This window comes from Streptomyces pratensis (assembly GCF_016804005.1).
Taxonomy (GTDB): Bacteria; Actinomycetota; Actinomycetes; order Streptomycetales; family Streptomycetaceae; genus Streptomyces; species Streptomyces pratensis_A.
Window position 1 is genome coordinate 6,425,843 of record NZ_CP051486.1, and the last position, 16,161, is coordinate 6,442,003.

16 protein-coding genes and 1 tRNA gene are annotated in these 16,161 nt (G+C 69.7%); 7 read left to right on the forward strand and 10 right to left on the reverse strand.

Annotated elements, in window-relative coordinates; genetic code table 11:
- Nucleotides 1-136 precede the first annotated feature (136 nt).
- Nucleotides 137-886 (forward strand): glyoxalase, encoded by a 750-nt coding sequence (locus HED23_RS26720; RefSeq protein ID WP_203185934.1) that lies wholly within the window; start codon nt 137-139, stop codon nt 884-886.
- Between the two features lie 52 nt (nt 887-938).
- Here HED23_RS26720 and HED23_RS26725 read toward each other — a convergent pair whose 3' ends face one another.
- Nucleotides 939-1,787, reverse strand: a complete 849-nt coding sequence (locus tag HED23_RS26725) for a helix-turn-helix domain-containing protein (RefSeq protein ID WP_203185935.1) — start codon at nt 1,785-1,787, stop codon at nt 939-941.
- A gap of 22 nt (nt 1,788-1,809) precedes the next feature.
- Nucleotides 1,810-2,250, reverse strand: coding sequence for a DUF6879 family protein (locus HED23_RS26730; RefSeq protein ID WP_203185936.1), 441 nt, complete (start codon nt 2,248-2,250; stop codon nt 1,810-1,812).
- A 184-nt stretch (nt 2,251-2,434) separates the two neighbouring features.
- Here HED23_RS26730 and HED23_RS26735 point away from each other — a divergent pair, with 184 nt between their 5' ends.
- Nucleotides 2,435-2,587 carry a hypothetical protein gene (locus HED23_RS26735; RefSeq protein WP_203185937.1) on the forward strand — a complete coding sequence of 51 codons (153 nt, stop codon included), beginning with the start codon at nt 2,435-2,437 and terminating at the stop codon, nt 2,585-2,587.
- Between the two features lie 301 nt (nt 2,588-2,888).
- On the opposite strand, the gene HED23_RS26740 is transcribed toward HED23_RS26735, so the two are convergent.
- Nucleotides 2,889-2,963: transfer RNA gene (locus HED23_RS26740), tRNA-Val, on the reverse strand.
- 219 nt (nt 2,964-3,182) lie between these two features.
- Here HED23_RS26740 and HED23_RS26745 point away from each other — a divergent pair.
- From HED23_RS26745 to HED23_RS26760, 4 genes are all read left to right on the forward strand, one after another.
- On the forward strand, nt 3,183-3,956 hold the full coding sequence (locus tag HED23_RS26745) for a DUF4097 family beta strand repeat-containing protein (protein ID WP_203185938.1): 774 nt from the start codon (nt 3,183-3,185) through the stop codon (nt 3,954-3,956).
- 70 nt (nt 3,957-4,026) lie between these two features.
- A complete protein-coding gene (locus tag HED23_RS26750) occupies nt 4,027-5,394 on the forward strand; it encodes a hypothetical protein (protein ID WP_203185939.1) in 1,368 nt (455 codons plus the stop codon).
- Nucleotides 5,395-5,798: 404 nt separating this feature from the next.
- The gene (locus tag HED23_RS26755; RefSeq protein ID WP_203185940.1) at nt 5,799-6,404 is read left to right on the forward strand and encodes a DUF4383 domain-containing protein; all 606 of its coding nucleotides are present in this window, start codon (nt 5,799-5,801) and stop codon (nt 6,402-6,404) included.
- A gap of 9 nt (nt 6,405-6,413) precedes the next feature.
- Nucleotides 6,414-6,632 carry an FmdB family zinc ribbon protein gene (locus tag HED23_RS26760; protein ID WP_203185941.1) on the forward strand — a complete coding sequence of 73 codons (219 nt, stop codon included), beginning with the start codon at nt 6,414-6,416 and terminating at the stop codon, nt 6,630-6,632.
- Between the two features lie 200 nt (nt 6,633-6,832).
- Here HED23_RS26760 and HED23_RS26765 read toward each other — a convergent pair whose 3' ends face one another.
- Genes HED23_RS26765 through HED23_RS26780 form a run of 4 tightly spaced genes read right to left on the reverse strand, consistent with a single transcriptional unit; the run spans nt 6,833 to nt 12,222 of the window.
- Entirely contained in the window at nt 6,833-7,492 is a 660-nt protein-coding gene (locus HED23_RS26765; protein WP_203185942.1) for an O-methyltransferase, read from the reverse strand.
- Nucleotides 7,493-7,550: 58 nt separating this feature from the next.
- On the reverse strand, nt 7,551-8,387 hold the full coding sequence (locus tag HED23_RS26770; protein WP_203187643.1) for an HAD family hydrolase: 837 nt from the start codon (nt 8,385-8,387) through the stop codon (nt 7,551-7,553).
- A 53-nt stretch (nt 8,388-8,440) separates the two neighbouring features.
- Complete coding sequence (locus HED23_RS26775; protein WP_203185943.1) at nt 8,441-11,053, reverse strand: phosphoribosyltransferase; 2,613 nt, start codon at nt 11,051-11,053, stop codon at nt 8,441-8,443.
- A gap of 8 nt (nt 11,054-11,061) precedes the next feature.
- Complete coding sequence (locus tag HED23_RS26780; protein ID WP_203185944.1) at nt 11,062-12,222, reverse strand: HpcH/HpaI aldolase/citrate lyase family protein; 1,161 nt, start codon at nt 12,220-12,222, stop codon at nt 11,062-11,064.
- 212 nt (nt 12,223-12,434) lie between these two features.
- On the opposite strand from HED23_RS26780, the gene HED23_RS26785 reads away from it, so the two are divergent.
- Nucleotides 12,435-13,328: a TerD family protein gene (locus tag HED23_RS26785; RefSeq protein ID WP_203185945.1), complete on the forward strand. Its 894-nt coding sequence runs from the start codon at nt 12,435-12,437 to the stop codon at nt 13,326-13,328.
- A gap of 33 nt (nt 13,329-13,361) precedes the next feature.
- On the opposite strand, the gene HED23_RS26790 is transcribed toward HED23_RS26785, so the two are convergent.
- The 3 genes from HED23_RS26790 to HED23_RS26800 all read right to left on the reverse strand — a co-directional run bounded on the left by HED23_RS26790 (nt 13,362) and on the right by HED23_RS26800 (nt 16,052).
- The gene (locus tag HED23_RS26790; protein ID WP_203185946.1) at nt 13,362-14,096 is read right to left on the reverse strand and encodes a TerD family protein; all 735 of its coding nucleotides are present in this window, start codon (nt 14,094-14,096) and stop codon (nt 13,362-13,364) included.
- Between the two features lie 162 nt (nt 14,097-14,258).
- Complete coding sequence (locus HED23_RS26795) at nt 14,259-15,407, reverse strand: DUF475 domain-containing protein (protein ID WP_203185947.1); 1,149 nt, start codon at nt 15,405-15,407, stop codon at nt 14,259-14,261.
- A 69-nt stretch (nt 15,408-15,476) separates the two neighbouring features.
- A complete protein-coding gene (locus tag HED23_RS26800; protein WP_203185948.1) occupies nt 15,477-16,052 on the reverse strand; it encodes a TerD family protein in 576 nt (191 codons plus the stop codon).
- Between the last annotated feature and the right edge of the window lie 109 nt (nt 16,053-16,161).

Genomic DNA, 16,161 nt, shown 5'->3' on the forward strand with positions numbered 1-16,161 from the left:
ACGAGTTCCGCCGGATCCCGAGACACTAGTAAAGTTTGATTAGTAAGGTGCGGGATGGGCGGTCGAGATCCGATCGTGCCGCCGTGCGCAGCCGGGCCGGCTGCGGCGGGAATCCCGATCGCCAGCAGGAGAAAAGTTGCCGGAGAGTCCGACGGAGACGACGTACGCGAATGAGACGGCGGTGCCCCTGCTGCCGTGTTCGGCGGTCCAGGAGACGCTGGACTTCTTCCAGGCCCTCGGCTTCGAGGTCACCTACCGACAGACCAAGCCGTACCTCTACCTGGCCCTGCGCCGGGGCGGTTTCGACGTGCACTTCGGCAAGCCGCCCCAGGGATACGACCCGAACCGGGAGGACGGCGGCGGCTGCCTGGTCATGGTCGACACCGTCGCGCCGTATCACGCAGCGTTCACCGGGGCCATGCGTGCCGCATACGGCAAGGTTCTGGCGACGGGGCGTCCACGCATCACACGTTTCCGCCCGGGACAGACCCGCTTCACCCTCATCGACCCGTCCGGCAATTCGCTGATCTTCATCCAGCGCGACGAACCGGCGGAGCTGGAGTACGGCGGTTCCAAGAAGCTGCAAGGACTGGCGAAGGCACTCGACAACGCCCGCATCCTCCGCGAGTTCAAGAACGACGACCGCGCGGCCTTCCGGGCACTGAAGTCAGGACTGCGCAGGCACGGACCGCAGGCCCCGCCCATCGACCGGGCGCTGGCGCTGACGGCCCTCATCGAGCTCGCGACCACCTTGGACGAGCAGGGCGAGATCGACGACCGGATGCGGGAACTGGAGGCGATCCAGCTCACCGACGCGGAGCGGGAGCGGGTGATGAGCGAACTGCGCGGCACCGGGTACTCGGAAGAAGCACCGCACCAGGTATAGCCACGATCCGCGTTCACACCCGCTGTCCCGAACGGTCTCCGGCGGAGCGGGATCAGCCGAGCGCGTCGATGGCCTTCACGACGAGGGCCCGCGCCTCCGCCCCGTAGACGGCCGTCTGCCGTATCTCCTCGAACGCCCTTACATACAGATCGATTTCGGCAGGCTGGGTGATGCGCACCTGCGCCGACACCAGCTCGACGGACACGAGTTCGTCGTCGTACACATGGAACGTCTCCCGTGGCCACTGACTCCGCTCTGCCGTCGCCGGGATGATGCCGAGCGACACCGCAGGCAGAGCCCCGGCCGACAGGAGGTACCCGAGCTGCGCGGCCATGGCATCGGCATCACCCATGCGGTATCGGAGGACGGCCTCTTCCATGAGGAGGACGAATCGGTGGCCACGCTCGTGAATGATCCGCGAACGCTCCACCCGGGCGCGGGCGGCAGCGGCACTGTCGTCGACAGGGAGGTCCCGGAAGCGTGCGCTCATCCCGAGGACGGCCGCAGCGTAACCCTCCGTCTGGAGCAAGCCGGGCACGAGAGACGATGAGTACACGCGGAACAACTCGGTCTGTTGGAAGAACGCAACGGCACTGTCCTGGAGTTGCTTCAGTCCGCTGCGCGTCCGATGGCGCCACTCGCTGTACATCGACTCCGCGTGCAGCGACTGGGCGATCAGATCCTCCGCCTGGCTCTCTGCACCGACGGTGCGACACCACAGCCGGATGTCCGTGGCGGTCGGGGCGGTGCGGGCGTTCTCGATCCGGGACGTCTTGGCGTGGTGCCACCCGCATCCGGAGGCCAGCTGGACAACGGTCAGCCCCGCCCCCTTCCGCAGGTCACGCAGGCGCCTGGAGACCACTTCGCGTGCGGACTGTGCAGAGGAGGAGGGGAGCGTCATGTGACCTGTCCGATGGTTCTGATCAACGAATCGTGTACTCGTCGTGCGGTGCCGCACGTTCCCACACCGTTCCGAACGCGCCCGCGCACAGTCTCGCAGCGATCGGATCGTCGCTGAGTTCCGGCCCTTGTGACGAACCGTCACCGGCGAAGTGATTCCACTGGATAAGTCGACCGTCGAAAAGCCAGAAGTCGTTGCCGGGCAATGCGATGTCCGAGGCCTGACGGCGCGGCAACCACCGCACCTGCTCACCGGCCGCCACATTCGTAAAGGTTCCGGCGTGCTCGTACCGGATGTACTCGCTCACCGGCTCGGACACTATGCGGGCACGCCTTACGGTCACACCGCGGCCGACCGTCTCGGCGACGAGGTCGAGCCACGGCCGCCACCAGGACGCCCGGTCGGCGGGATCGTGCCGGTGCCCGGCGCGCCAGTCGGCGAACGGGCCGCGCTCGTAGTCCACGGTATTGAGTGTGCAGTTGTGTGCACAACGGTCAGCCAAACCGGGCTCGGCTGTCAAGACCAAGTCCCTGACGTTCAAACTTTCAGGAGAATTTGCGCACAGATATGCACATCACTGGTACGCACGCTCGCGACCTCTCTACGGTCCTCCGTGTCCCTCACCGACCGCGAAGGGGAGAAGGCCCGTGGCGATGACGCTCAAGGTGTACGAGGTGAACCGTGACGGTGGTATCCGGGTGGTGCGCGAGGAGGCCGAGGTCGTACCCGTGGCCGCGTCCGAACCGTCATCGGCGTACCCCGCCTGCAAGTGCCGCCGGTGCGGCAGTGGTTCATCATGACCGCGCCGTCCCGCCCGCTCCCCGGCCCTGAACGGCTGACCTGGGACCGGTCCGCCGGCCGTGCCTGCATCTACTGCGCACGGATGCTCACATCCGGAGCGGTCCGCGTCGGCACGATCCGGGACCGCCTCGGCGCGCACATTCTCGACAGCGAGGCCTGGGCCGGCCCCTGCTGCCAGCACAGCAGGTCCCGACGACGTAGCTGGCACGACGCCTCGCCCCCGGCCCCCCGACTGAGAACGAACAAGGCCCAGGCTCCCGGATCTGTACCGGTGACCTGGGCCTTCGTCGTGCTTACTGCTGGTGGGCGCGGACGGTTTCGAACCGCCGACATCTGCTTTGTAAGAGCAGCGCTCTACCCCTGAGCTACGCACCCGTGGATGAGGCAACAGGTTACATGGCCCACGGCCCCCAGCGGCAATCCGGTTCCCCGCCGGCCCCGCTCCCACCGTTCCCCCCGGCCGGGTGAGCCGGTGGCCGCGCGGTACGGGGGATATCCCCACCCCGCAGACGGTAGCCGTCCGGATCGTCCCGGGGGTGGGCCCGTACATACGGTGGAGCCACATCGGCAGCGCTCTCAGGGGGACTCGACATCATGACCAGCCGTACACGACGCACCTCCGCCCTCGTGGCGACCGCCGGAACCGTGCTCCTCGTCGCCGCGCTCAGTGGCTGTGGCAGTGCGAATGCGGAGGACGCCCCTACCGAGCACAAGTCGTTCGCGTTCAGTGGTGAGGCGCTCACCATCGACGCCGACAACTCCACCCTGGATCTGGTGCCCGCCGACGTGGAGCGGATCGAGGTGACCCGCAGGGTGGACGGGTGGGTCATGCTGGGCAGCGGGCCGGACCCCGTGTGGGAGCTCGAGGGGGACGAGCTCAGGCTCGAGGTGAAGTGCCATGCGGTGATCAGCAACTGTGAGGCGCACCACGAGGTGAAGGTGCCCCGCGGGCTGGCTCTGACCGTGGAGGGGGACAACGGGAAGGTCACCGCGGCAGGCTTCACCTCTCCGCTGAAGATCAGTGCCGACAACGGTGGCGTCGACGTACGTGATGTCTCCGGCCCGCTGGACCTGCGCTCCGACAACGGGCAGATCGAGGCCGAGCGGATTTCGGGGCGTTCCGTCGTCGCCCGTGCGGACAACGGATCGGTCCGGCTCGGCTTCACCGAGGTCCCGGATCGCGTGGACACCACCAGTGACAACGGGAGCATCTCCATCGATCTTCCGGCCGGGAAGAGCACGTACGCGGTGTCCGCCGAGGCCGACAACGGTGACGTCTCCGTCGACGTGCCCCGCAGCGAAAGCAGCATGCACGTGGTGAAGGCGCGCAGCGACAACGGTGAAGTCACTGTCCGAAGTGCGAACTAACCGGCCCGTGCGTTCGTCCTAACTGGTGCGAGAATGAACCGGGCAGGGCGAATCGGCACGGGAGAGGGATGTGACGGCGACACACACGCGGCCGCAGGCGAAAGCGAGTGTTGGATCCGCCGTCAGGGACGTCCTGGTGCTGATTCTGCTGCCGGTTCCCTTGGTCGTCGCAGCGCTGCCGGGCGCCTTCGCGGGCGGGGGCACGCGCCGCTGGTTCGGTGGCCGCGGGGAGAATCAGCGGGCCGACGCGCAGGCGGCGAAGGACGCGGCGGCCGCCGCCTTCTACGACCTGGACACGGCTCAGCGCGATCTGCAGATCTCCATCGAGACGATCACCGCCGTGGACAGTTCCCCCCGCGCACGCAAGGCGGCGGAGGACTTCGCGGCGCTCGGCCGGCGGATCGACGAGGTCAGCCACCAGTACATCACCGCCGTCGACGCCCACGACCTCGACCGTGACGACCTGGAGCCCTCGGCGGCGGCCGGAGCGCGGACCCAGCTGACCCGGGCCAAGGACGAGCTCGTGCGGGTGAAGGGTGAGCTCGACCGGTTCGCCCAGGGGCTCGGGACGCTGCTCAGCAGCGCGGAGACCCAGCTCGCCCGGCTCGCTCCCGCCGTGGAGCGGGCCCGCCAGACGCTGCTGGCCGCGAGCAACGCACTCGACGCGGTGCGTGCCTCCGGGCTGCGGGCTGATGATCTCGCGGCCCGGCTCGCGGCTCTCGCCCCGGAGCTGACCAAGCTCAACCAGGGCGCGGGGCAGCACGGCGTGGCCGAGACGCTGCAACGCGCCGATCAGGTGCTGCGCGATGCCGAGGCGATCCGGGCCGAGGCCGACCGGCTTCCCGAGCGGGCTGCCGAGATCGACCGGAGGCTGGTGTCGCTGCGGACCCGGGCCCAGGCGCTGACGACGCGTGCCGGGCAGGTCGAGCCGGTGCTCAGCGAGCTCCGGCGGCGCTTCTCGGCTGCCTGCTGGCAGGATCTGCAGCCCGTCCCCGAGCAGGCGGCGGTCAATGTACGGCAGGCCGAGGCGAAGCTGGCGGAGGCCGCCGAGGCTCGGTCCGAGCAGCGCTGGGCGGATGCGACGTCCCGGTTGAGTACGGTCAGGGCGCTGCTCAACGCGACCGACGAGGCGGTGTCCGCAGCCGGAGACCGGCTGCGGCGGCTCGACGCGGTGGCGAAGAATCCTCAGGCGGAGATCGAGCGCACCCGGTTCACGATCCGGGACGCCCAGCGCCTCGCCATGGCCGGGCGCAACACCCCCGATCCCCGTCATGCACGCCCCCTCGACGAGGCAGTGGCGCGCCTGGAGCGGGCGATCGCCGGGCTCGACGAGCGCCATCCCGACTACTGGCACTTCCTCACCGAGACCGAGGCCGTGCGACAGACCTCGACCAGAGTGGTCTCGGCGATCCGCGAGGCGATGGGAGGCGGCGCCTGACCGCGCCGCCGACCGGCGGGAACCCTCCCGCCGCTGGTGATTCGTATCGGGCCGCCCGGCGGGGTCCGCCGACACCCCGCTGATCAACCGGGTCCTCCCCGGAGAAAGGAGTATCGAGGTACCGGGGAATGGGGAGAGGCCCGGGAGGAGACCCCGGAGGCCCGGGAGGAGACCTGGCAGACCCGGCGGACCTGGGAGACCCGACAGACCTGGCAGACACGGCAGACCCGGCGGACCTGGGAGACCCGACAGACCTGGCAAATCCGGGAGACCCCGCAGCCGGGCCGACCGGACACCGGCGGAGAACGGCTGATTTGTCCCCGGCAGGCGGTGGGCCGATCCTGGAGGTACGCAGCGGCTTCCGCTGAGACGTCCCTGGCCGCACGCGGCCGAAGGAGGCCGTCATGGCCACACACGTCATGCACCCCTCGCGGCGGCACAAGGCCGGACCGGCGCGCGGGAAGCCCACCCGCCGCAAGGGCATCCACCTCGACGAGCATCTGCCCGTCGACCACAGCCTCAGCCGGTTCTACCGAGTGGGGGCGGGCCTGATGGGCCTGCTGCTCCTCGCCTTCGGCATTCTGGGGCTCATCGACCGTATCGGCTTCTTCGACACCGGCGGCGACACGGTAGGGGGCCTCAACACGAACGGCGCGCTGAGCATCCTGTCCATCTGCGTCGGGCTGCTGCTTTTCGTCGGCATGGTCATCGGAGGCAACTTCGCCTCGACCCTGAACATGGTCCTGGGCATCGCCTTCATCCTCAGCGGATTCGTGAATCTGGCCCTGCTGGACACCGGCATGAACTTCCTGGCCTTCCAGATGCAGAACGTGCTGTTCAGTTTCGTGGCCGGCCTGTTGCTGATGATGTTCGGCATGTACGGGCGGGTCAGCGGCGGTCTGCCTCACGACAATCCGTACTGGCGGGCCCGCCATCCCGAGCAGGTCTCACGCGAGGAGCGGCGCACGATCGCCCCGATGCCCGAGGTCTCGAAGGCGAAGAGGCTCTAATCTGGGGCCATGCCCCGTTACGAGTACCGCTGTCGCCCCTGCGGCGAGACGTTCGAACTCAGCCGCCCGATGGCCGAGTCATCCGATCCCGCCTCGTGCCCGGCCGGGCACGAGGACACCACGAAGCTGCTCTCCACCGTGGCTGTGGGCGGTTCTGCCTCCGCTGCTTCCGCCGCCCCGTCGTCGGGCGGCGGGGGCGGGTGCTGCGGCGGCGGCTGCTGCGGCTGATCCCACGCGGAGGCACCCCACGGAGCCGGGCGGGGGTGCGGGGCACCTCCCACGGAGCCGGGCGGGGGTGCGGGGCACACGGAACCGACCGGGGCCCGAAGAACCAACCCCCACCGGAACCGGGGCCGGGTGCCCCGGAGCCCCCACGGAACCGGTGGGTGTGCCCGGGAGCACCCCCCGCCGAACCGGCTGGGGGCCCGCTACTTCCTGCGCGAGAGCGTCAGGCCGTCCGCCACGGTCAGCAGCACGCTGTCCATCCGGGCGTCAGCGGCCACATGGTCGTTGAAGCCTCTGATGGCGGCCGTGGCTCCGGTTGCCAGGGGATCGGTGACGCGTCCGTGGAACAGGACGTTGTCGGTGACGACGAGTCCGCCGGGGCGCATCCGCGGGACGAGCTCTTCCCAGTACGCGATGTAGTTGCCCTTGTCCGCGTCCAGGTAGGCCATGTCGATGTGCGGCTCGGCCGGCATCGCGGCCAGGGTGTCGAGGGCGGGCGCGAGCCGAAGGTCGATCCGGTCGGCGACGCCCGCCTTCTGCCACGCCTCCCGGCCGTACGCCGTCCACTCCTCGGAGATGTCGCAGGCGATCAGGACCCCGTCCGCAGGCAGCGCCTGGGCCATTGAGAGCGCCGAGAAGCCGGTGAAGGTGCCGACCTCGACGATGTGCCGTGCGCCCGTGAGCCGGACGAGGAACGCGAGCAGCGGCCCCTGCTCCTGTGCGGACTGCATGCCCGCCTGGTCGGGCAGCTCGGCGTACGTGGTCTCCACGAGCTCGCGCTGCACCGCGTCCAGCGGGGGGTTGTGGGCCAGCGCGTACGCGTACAGCTCGTCGGTGATCTTGGTGTCGTTGCCCTTGGTCATGCGGGTCTCCTCCGGTCGCGGCGGCCCGACCAGCTTGCCGAAGATCGCCCGCGTCTGCTCAGCGACCCGCCCGCTGGGGGTCGGCGGCCCGCAGGAAGCGGCGCAGTATCTCCTCGCCCGCGGCGCCGCCCTTCTCCCTGAGCACCTCGGTATTGGGCGCGCCCCAGCCGCAGTCGGCGAGTTCGCCGTGGCCCGGGCGCCAGGCGCGGTCGGCGGCGAGCAGCAGGTCGGCGTCCAGGAGCGAGTCTCCGGCGGCGAGTGTCAGCGTGGCTCCGCAGCGGCGGGCCACCTCCTGCATCGCGGCGCTCTTGGTGAGCGGCTTGGGCACGGCGTAGATCTTGCGGCCCTGGAGGGACACGGTCCAGCCCCGGGGGTCCGCCCAGGCGGTCAGTTCCTTCACCCAGCCCTCGGGGAGGGCACCGCGGTCTACGACGAGATAGGCGAAGAGGTCTTCGGCGACCCGTTCCTTGAGCAGCCAGGAGGGGTCGCCGACGGCCTGGAGGTGGGCACGCACCTCGGCGAGGGATGCGCACTCGTCGCCGATCCGCCGGACCACGTGGTCCTGCCAGTCCGGGTCGGAGACGCCGTCGACCAGGATGTGCCCGCCGTTGGCGCAGATGGCGTACTGCGGTGCGGGGCCGGGGAGGTGGATGCGGCCGTACTGTTCCCGGGTGCGGGTGGTGGTCGGGACGAAGACCGTGGTGCGGGCCAGTTCGTCGAGCAGTGCGGCGGCGGTCTCCGTCATGTAGCAGAGGGGCGCCCGGCCGTAGACCTCCACGCAGAGCAGGCGCGGGGCCTGCTCGTCCGGCATGGTCAGCTGGAGGGACGCCGCCGAGTAGATGAGGGTGCGGTCCAGGTCGCTGGCGACCAGCGTCACCGGGGCGCCGGCGGCCACGTCACCGGCAGCCAGGTCACGGGCGTTACGGGCGGGCGTGCTCGTCGTTCCGCTCACTTCGTCGTCACCGCCGTGCCGTCCGCGCCGGTGGCGCCGCGGGTGTACTTGGGGTGGATCAGCCCGACACAGGTGTACGGGAGTTCATCCACCTCCTCGACGGGGACGCCGCGCTGCTCGGCGAGCAGCCGTACGTGGGCGAGGTCAGCGCCGGCCCCCCGCTTGGCCAGGATCTTCCAGGGAACTCGGCGAAGCAGCACCCGGGTCGTCTCGCCGACGCCGGGTTTGACCAGGTTCACGTCGTGGATGCCGTACTCCTCGCTGATGCGTTCGACGGCGGCCCAGCCCTCCCAGGTGGGGGCCCGGTCCGCGGCGAGCAGTTCCTTGGCCTCGGCGTCCACGGCGCCGGCGACCTCGTCGAAGCGGGCGGCGATCGTGTCGAGGAACGCGCCGGAGACATCGGAGTCCGCGAGCTCTCGGTAGAACTTCGCGCCGTGGAAGTCGTGCGGGCCGACGAGGTCGGAGCGCAGGACCGTGCGGGAGATCAGCCCGGACACCGTGGAGTTGAGGCAGGCCGACGGGATGAGGAAGTCCTCGCGCGTCCCGTACGTCCTCACGCAGCCGCCGGGGTCGGCCAGTACGGCGATCTCAGGGTCGAATCCCTCGAAATCGTCGAGGGCTGCGGCGAGTTCGCGGGTGATGGCGCCCTTCCCGGTCCAGCCGTCGACGAAGACGACGTCCGCGGGGTCGTGGTGGGCGGCCAGCCAGCGCAGGGCGTTGGCGTCGATGCCCCGGCCCCGGACGATGGAGACGGCGTAGTGCGGCAGGTCGAGGCCGTGCCTGTGCTGGGCCCATCGGCGCATGAGGACCCCGACGGGGGTACCGGCCCGGGCGAGGGAGACCAGGACGGGGCGCGGCCCCCTTTCGGCGAGGACGGTCTCGGTGACGGTGCCGACGGCCCGGGCGATACGGGCCGCCGAGGTGTCCAGGGCGGCCCTGAACAGCTCCTGATACTGAGGGCTGGGCTGGTATTCGACGGGCAGCGATTCGGCGTAGTGGGCGCCGCCGCTCTGGATCGCCTCCTCGCGCTCCTCGGTGGGAGCCTCCAGGGACGTGTCCGAGAGGTCCTGGAGGAGCCACCCGACGTCGTCCGCCGCGTAGGAGGAGAAGGCGGGGCCCCGGAGCGGTTCGGGCAGCATGGCGGCTTCCTGCCTGTCGGAGGTCTGCGGCACGAACGTCCCCGAGGCCGAGGGCAGGAGCGATCCGGCCTGGGGCACAGCCGTGCCGGAGCCCTGGGGCACAGCCGTGCCGGAGGGCGAAGGGACGTACGAGGGGACGACGGCGAGCAGGACCTGGTCCGTGTGCCCCGCGAGTCTGGCCAGCAGTCCGTCCGGGGCGTGCAGAGCGGGGGTGTCGGCGGTGGAGTCGACGACGGTGACGACGGCGTCGAACCCCGCGCCCGCGACGTTGTACGCGTACCGGTCGCCCGGTCCGTCGGCGGGGTCGTCGTGGGCGGGGAAGACGAGGCGGCTGCGTATCGCGTAGCCGGGGTCGTCCACGGCGAGCACGGGCGAGCGGGTGGTGGTGGAGTAGCGCACGTCGGCCGTGGTGGCCTCCTCCAGCGCGGTGCCGAGCCGCAGGGGCGCGTACATCAGCTCCTCGAAGCCCAGGACGAGCACCCTGCGGGCATCGCCCAGGGCGTCCGCGATACGGCCTGCCATGGCCGGGAGGGCGGCTTCCAGGGCTGCGCGGTGGACGGGGGTGAAGCCGTGGCGTCCGCCGTCGGGTACGCCGGCCGGCCAGTCGAGCGTCACGCGCGCGGCGGCGGGCCGTACGGCGGGCGTCCCGCTCGTCACGTCGCCGGTGTCGCGCGCGCCGTCCTCGTGGCCGGCCTGACCCGCGTCGTTCGCGTCGTGCGCGGCCACCAGGCTGCGGCCCTTCTCCAGGACACCGTCCGGCAGGCGCACCGTGCCCCGCGCGCGGGCCACCAGGTCGACGCGGGCGCCGATCTCCTCGGCGAAGTCGGCGAGACGCCCCTGGTCGGCCTCGGACCGCATGTCCACCAGGGCGACGATGACGTACCGGTCCCTGGGGTAGCGCGCGTGGAGGGCCCGGATGGTGTTGAGGACGGTGTTGCCGGTGGAGAACTCGTCGTCGACCAGGACCAGCGGGGAGCCCTCCGCTGTGGCGTGCAGCAGGTCCGGGTCCTCGGGCAGCAGCAGATGGGAGGTGGCGTGCGAGTGGGCCTCCTCGAAGCCGCCGGCCTGCGCGACACCGGCGACGGGCCGCCGCGTCGAGTGGAGGTACGGAGCCACCCCCAGCCCGTCCGCGACGGCGTGGCCGAGGCCCGTCGCCGTCTCCGCGTAGCCGAGGACGACGGCACGGCGGGCCTCCGCCTCGCCCAGCAGGTCCCGCACCCGTTCGCCGAGCTCGAAGCCCACGCCGTGGACGACGGACGGCCGCTGCGGCACGTGCTTGCCCAGGACGTTCGACACGAGCAGGTGGGCCCGCTTCGGGTTTCGGCGCAGGGCGAGGCCCAGCAGCTCCCGGAGTTCCCCGTCGCCGACGAGATCCACCCCGAGTCGCCCGGCGACCCAGTTACCCGACCACTCCACGTCCACTGCCTCTTCTTCCCGTATGTGTTCGCGTACCGGCCCGTGCTCGCCCATGCCCGTGCTCAGCTCGTCACGCCGGCGGCCAGGAGCTCCACGAAACCGACGTCCTCCCGGGCCACGCCGAAGACCTCGGCGCGCTGCAGGGTCCGCTCGGCCCAGGCGCGGTGCGGCTTCACTTCGTTCATCTTGTTCGTATAGGCGGAGCGCAGCACTCCGCCGCCGCCGCTCTCCGGACGCAGGATGTCCTGCGCGTCGCTGTACTCCTCGTGGCTGACGACCGAAAGGGCGTGCACGGGCAGGACGTGGGACGGATGGATACAGGTCTTGCCGAGCAGCCCGTTGGCCCGGTCGAGCTCGATCTCGCGCAGCAGCCCGTCGAGGTCGTGCTCGATGAGGGTGGTACGCAGCTCCTCGGCCTGCCCCATGAAGGGACTGCGGCGCAGCTGGGGCTTGAACATCCGCTCCTGGAGGCGGAAGTACTCCCATACGGGTCCGGTGATGGTGAAGCCGGTGCCGTCCGCCCTGCCCAGCACGTTGACGACGTCCCCGATGACGGCGCCGACGATCTGGACGTCGTACGCCGTCATGTCGGGTGCCCGGCGCAGACCGTAGGCGGAGCAGAAGTCGGTGACGCCGAGCCGCAGGGCCAGGACCCGCTCGCGGTACTTGTCGACGGTGCGGGCGATTCCCCGGAGGGTCTCGCCCCTGGTCTCCAGGTGCAGCAACTCGGGTGATTCGAGGACGGGCATGGCGAACAGCCGGTGACCGCTGTCCGCCTCCGCCGCGGTGAGGGCCTCCAGGAACAGCTCGCCCCGCTCCTCCGTGAATTTGGGAAGTACGAATCCGGACAACAATCGGACGGAGCTTCCGAGCCGCCGCACGAGGTCGGAGATCTGCCCCGGTTCACGGACCCTGACGAAGAGCAGGGGCACGTCCGCGTCCCGCGCGTCGAGGTCGGCGAACTGCTGGACCAGGTTGGCCTCGGCACCGACGACTTCGGCGTCGTCGATGGAATCCTCCAGGCAGAGCACCATGGACACGACACCCTGCCCGGCCTGCTTGATCACGTCGTCGGCCAGTCTGGGCCGGGTCGCGGGGCTGTAGAGCGTGGCGCCCAGCGCCACGGACAGCATGCGGGAGGAGGAACCCGTGTCGAATTCGCAGGGCTCCCTGAAGAACAGACCCTCCCGGACAGCGGGCGAGATGTGCCCGAAATGACGCATGTGATTCCCCCGTACTGCCATAGAGACCGGACAAACGTATGGCCGGTAATAGTACGTTCGGAGAGGTGTCGCCAGTTCCCCGGCCATATGAACTTCGGGTGTCCCCGGTGTATCTCACACTCCGCGCGGCGCGCCTGCGTGCTCCTCGCGAAGAGCGCCTGGCCTACTGGTTCGCACCCCCGCGTTGTCCGGACGCCCCACGAGCAGGCAGGATGACCGCCATGACGCACGCGATGCTGAAGGGTTCGAACGTCCCTCTCGACGCCACGGCCGTACGGGCCGTGCTGCGCTGGACCCCGGGCGCGGGCGTCCCGGATGTGGACGCCTCCGCCCTGTTGATCGACCCCTCCGGGCGGGTGCGTTCCGACGAGGACTTCGTCTTCTACAACCAGCCGCGGCATCCTTCGGGCCTGGTCCGGCGCCTGCCCAAGCGCAGCTCCCCCGAAGGGCTCACGGACACGATCGAGGCGGACCTCTCCTCGCTCGACCCCTCCGTGGACCAGGTGGTGATCGCCGCGTCCTGCGACGAGGCACCGTTCGAACGCGTGACGGATCTGCGGATATCGCTCTACGACGCGGCGTCCGCCGACGGCGAGCCGCTCGCTGTCTTCGACGTGCGCGCGGAGACCGGTGAGGAGACCGCGGTCATCTGCGGCGAGCTGTACCGGCGCGGTGACGGCTGGAAGTTCCGGGCGGTGGGGCAGGGGTACCCCACGGGCCTCGTCGGACTGGCCACCGCCTTCGGGATCTCGGTGGACGAGGCGGAAGCCGCCTCCGAGCCCGGCCCCGCGGCCGTGCCCAGCACCGGCGAGACGTCCGCGTCGCTCCCGCCCGCCCGCGAGCCCACCGCGCCCGAGCCGGACTCCCAGGCCACGGTCCAGCACCAGCAGCCCGCCTACGGCTACCCGCAGCCGTCCGTGGCGCCCCAGCCGGCCTACGGCTACCCGCAGCCGCCCACCGCCGCTCCCCAGCCCGCCTACGGCTATCCGCAGCCCGCGGCGGCCCAGCCCGCGTACGGCTACCCGCAGCCCGCGGCCGCGGCGGCGCACGCCGCCGACCCGAATTTCACGCTGCCCCCGCAGGGTCCGCAGTTCCTCCGGTCCTGAACCGGAGGAACTGCGGCCCTCCACGGCGCGCATTCAGGCCCGCGTCTTGTAGCCGCGCCCCCACTGCATACCGAAGCCGTACATCCGGTCCAGCTCCGACTGGAAGCCGTAGACGAACTTCACCTCGCGCCGCACGATCAGCTCGCCCTTGACGTTGTCCACGGTGAACACCGCGCAGGAGCGGGCCTGCGGGGCCCGTTCGTCCAGCTCGATCTCGATGCGCGGACCGTTGCCCGGATAGAGCGTGACCTTGGCGTGCGTGCGGTCGAAGGCCGGGGTCTGGTCGTAGATGTACACGAAGAACAGCAGGCGCTTGATCTCGTCGCGCTTGTCGAGGTTGACGTAGACGGTCTCGCCTGACGGCGCGCCGAAACGGTCGTCGCCGCTGAGCCTGACGTACGGGGCCGCGTTCAGGTCGCCGATGAAGTTGCCCAGGGGCTGGACGACCCCCTTCGTCCCGTCCGCCAGCTCGTACATGCAGCCCAGGTCGAGGTCGACGTTGACCATGCCCTGGGTGTGCGCCTGGACGACGTCGGGCTTGAAGAGCTTCAGCGGACGCAGCAGCCGGCCGCTCTGCCGCGACCTGCCGCCGAAGTCCGACGTACGCATCCGCCACGACAGGTTGACGCGCAGATTGCCGGTCAGCGCGCCCTGCTTGTTCAGCGAGACCGTGGCATTGCGCTTGGAGAGCACGATCGAGCTCGTCGCGGAGTTACCCGACTCGAACTGCGCCGCCCGCCGCGGAAAAAGGCCGTCCCAGAAGGCCATCCCAACCCCCACATGTATCCGTAAGTACCGCCCGACCCCGCCTGTACGGCCCACGCGCCCCACATGTCACTGCGGGGCGGCCACGCGTCGGGTCCGGGTGTTCCCGGAGAACCGCCGCCGTGGGCCGCCCCGCAGAGAGAGCGTTCCTCAATCCCTACCGGGTCACACCCCGGAGGAGGCTTCCGCCTTGGAATCGGAGCCGCCGCCGTCGCCGCCTGCCGCCGCGAGCGCCTTGTTGCGGCGCACCGAGGACCAGAAGGACCAGCCGATCAGGATGACCCCGACGGAACCGGTGATGAGCTCGTTGATCTCGTACTGGATGGTGACCAACAGGATGACCGCGAGGGCGCCGATCGCGTAGTGCGCGCCGTGCTCCAGGTAGACGTAGTCGTCGAGCGTGCCCTGGCGGACCAGGTACACGGTGAGCGAACGGACGTACATGGCGCCGATACCGAGACCGAGGGCCATCAGCACGATCTCGTTGGTGATGGCGAAGGCGCCGATGACACCGTCGAACGAGAAGGAGGCGTCGAGGACCTCGAGGTAGAGGAACATGAAGAACGCGGCCTTGCCCGCCAGGACGACGCCGGAGACCGGCTTGCCGGCCTTCCTGGCCTCTTCCTCGGCCTCGTGCTCGCGCTCCTCCTCCTCCTCGAGCTTGTTCTCGAAGAATCCGGAGAGACCGCCGACCACGAGGTACGTGATCAGACCCGCGATGCCCGAGAGCATGACGGTCTCCGCCTTGTCCGCGTGACCGCCACCGTGCTGGTGGGCGTGGGTCGCGAACGTCATGGCGGTGATCATCAGGATGATGAGCGCGACGCAGACCGACAGCATGTCGACCTTGCCGAGCTTGGAGAGCGGGCGCTCGATCCAGCCGAGCCACTTGATGTCACGGTCCTCGAAGATGAAGTCGAGGAAGATCATGAGCAGGAACATCCCGCCGAAGGCGGCGATGGACGGGTGGGCGTCCGTCACCAGCTCCTTGTACCGGTCGGGGTCGTTGAAGGAAAGATCAATGGCCTCGATGGGGCCGAGCTGGGCGCTGATCGCCACGATCACGACGGGGAAGACGAGCCGCATACCGAAGACGGCGATGAGGATGCCGATGGTGAGGAAGATCTTCTGCCAGAAGGCGCTCATCTTCTTCAGGATTCCGGCGTTGATCACCGCGTTGTCGAAGGACAGCGAGATCTCCAGGATCGACAGGATCGCGACGATGCCGAATGCCTGCCACCCCCCGTAGAACACCGCTGCGACCAGGCCGAGCGCGGTGACCGCGAACGACCAGCCGAAGGTTTTCAGAACCACTGACTACCCCATCATCTGTGTAAGGGTCTCCCCCGGTGAGAACGGGGCTCCCCCGCGCCGTGCGCGGCTTTATGAAACGTTGACCCCGAAGTCTAGAGCGATGCCCCGAAGCCCTGATGCGTACCCCTGTCCGACTGCACGGAATTTCCACTCCCCGCCGTAGCGGTAGAGCTCACCGAAGATCATCGCCGTCTCCGTCGACGCGTCCTCGCTGAGGTCGTAACGCGCCAGCTCCTGCCCGTCCGCCTGGTTCACCACGCGGATGAACGCATTACCGACCTGGCCGAAGGTCTGCCCACGGTTGTCGGCTTCATGGATCGAGACCGGGAAAAGAATCTTGTCGCAGTGCGCCGGCACCTCCGTCAGGTTCACGATGACGGACTCGTCGTCGCCGTCACCCTCACCCGTGAGGTTGTCACCCGTGTGCTCGACGGAGCCGTCGGGGCTGGTGAGGTTGTTGTAGAACACGAACCACTCGTCGCCGAGGACCCGGCCCGACTGGCACAGAAGTGCGCTCGCGTCGAGGTCGAAGGCGGCTCCTGTCGTGGATCGTACGTCCCAGCCGAGCCCGACCAGGACCTGAGTGAGATTGGGTGCGGCCTTGGAGAGGGAGACATTGCCTCCCTTGGCGAGCGTGACGCCCATGGTGTGTCCTCCCCGAGTCGATGGACGGTCTTCCGGCCCGGCACGGGCGCCTACGGACGCGGGGCGCTCTGCCGAGCGCGTCCGGCGCCGCACGAGGTGCGGCGCCGGA

Excerpts from the sequence above, each read along its gene's own strand:
- HED23_RS26745 (WP_203185938.1), top strand. The coding sequence starts at position 3,183 with ATGACCAGCCGTACACGACGCACCTCCGCCCTCGTGGCGACCGCCGGA.
- HED23_RS26790 (WP_203185946.1), bottom strand. The coding sequence starts at position 14,096 with ATGGCCTTCTGGGACGGCCTTTTTCCGCGGCGGGCGGCGCAGTTCGAG.
- HED23_RS26755 (WP_203185940.1), top strand. The coding sequence starts at position 5,799 with ATGGCCACACACGTCATGCACCCCTCGCGGCGGCACAAGGCCGGACCG.
- HED23_RS26760 (WP_203185941.1), top strand. The coding sequence starts at position 6,414 with ATGCCCCGTTACGAGTACCGCTGTCGCCCCTGCGGCGAGACGTTCGAA.
- HED23_RS26765 (WP_203185942.1), bottom strand. The coding sequence starts at position 7,492 with ATGACCAAGGGCAACGACACCAAGATCACCGACGAGCTGTACGCGTAC.
- HED23_RS26800 (WP_203185948.1), bottom strand. The coding sequence starts at position 16,052 with ATGGGCGTCACGCTCGCCAAGGGAGGCAATGTCTCCCTCTCCAAGGCC.
- HED23_RS26785 (WP_203185945.1), top strand. The coding sequence starts at position 12,435 with ATGACCGCCATGACGCACGCGATGCTGAAGGGTTCGAACGTCCCTCTC.
- HED23_RS26725 (WP_203185935.1), bottom strand. The coding sequence starts at position 1,787 with ATGACGCTCCCCTCCTCCTCTGCACAGTCCGCACGCGAAGTGGTCTCC.
- HED23_RS26775 (WP_203185943.1), bottom strand. The coding sequence starts at position 11,053 with ATGGGCGAGCACGGGCCGGTACGCGAACACATACGGGAAGAAGAGGCA.
- HED23_RS26780 (WP_203185944.1), bottom strand. The coding sequence starts at position 12,222 with ATGCGTCATTTCGGGCACATCTCGCCCGCTGTCCGGGAGGGTCTGTTC.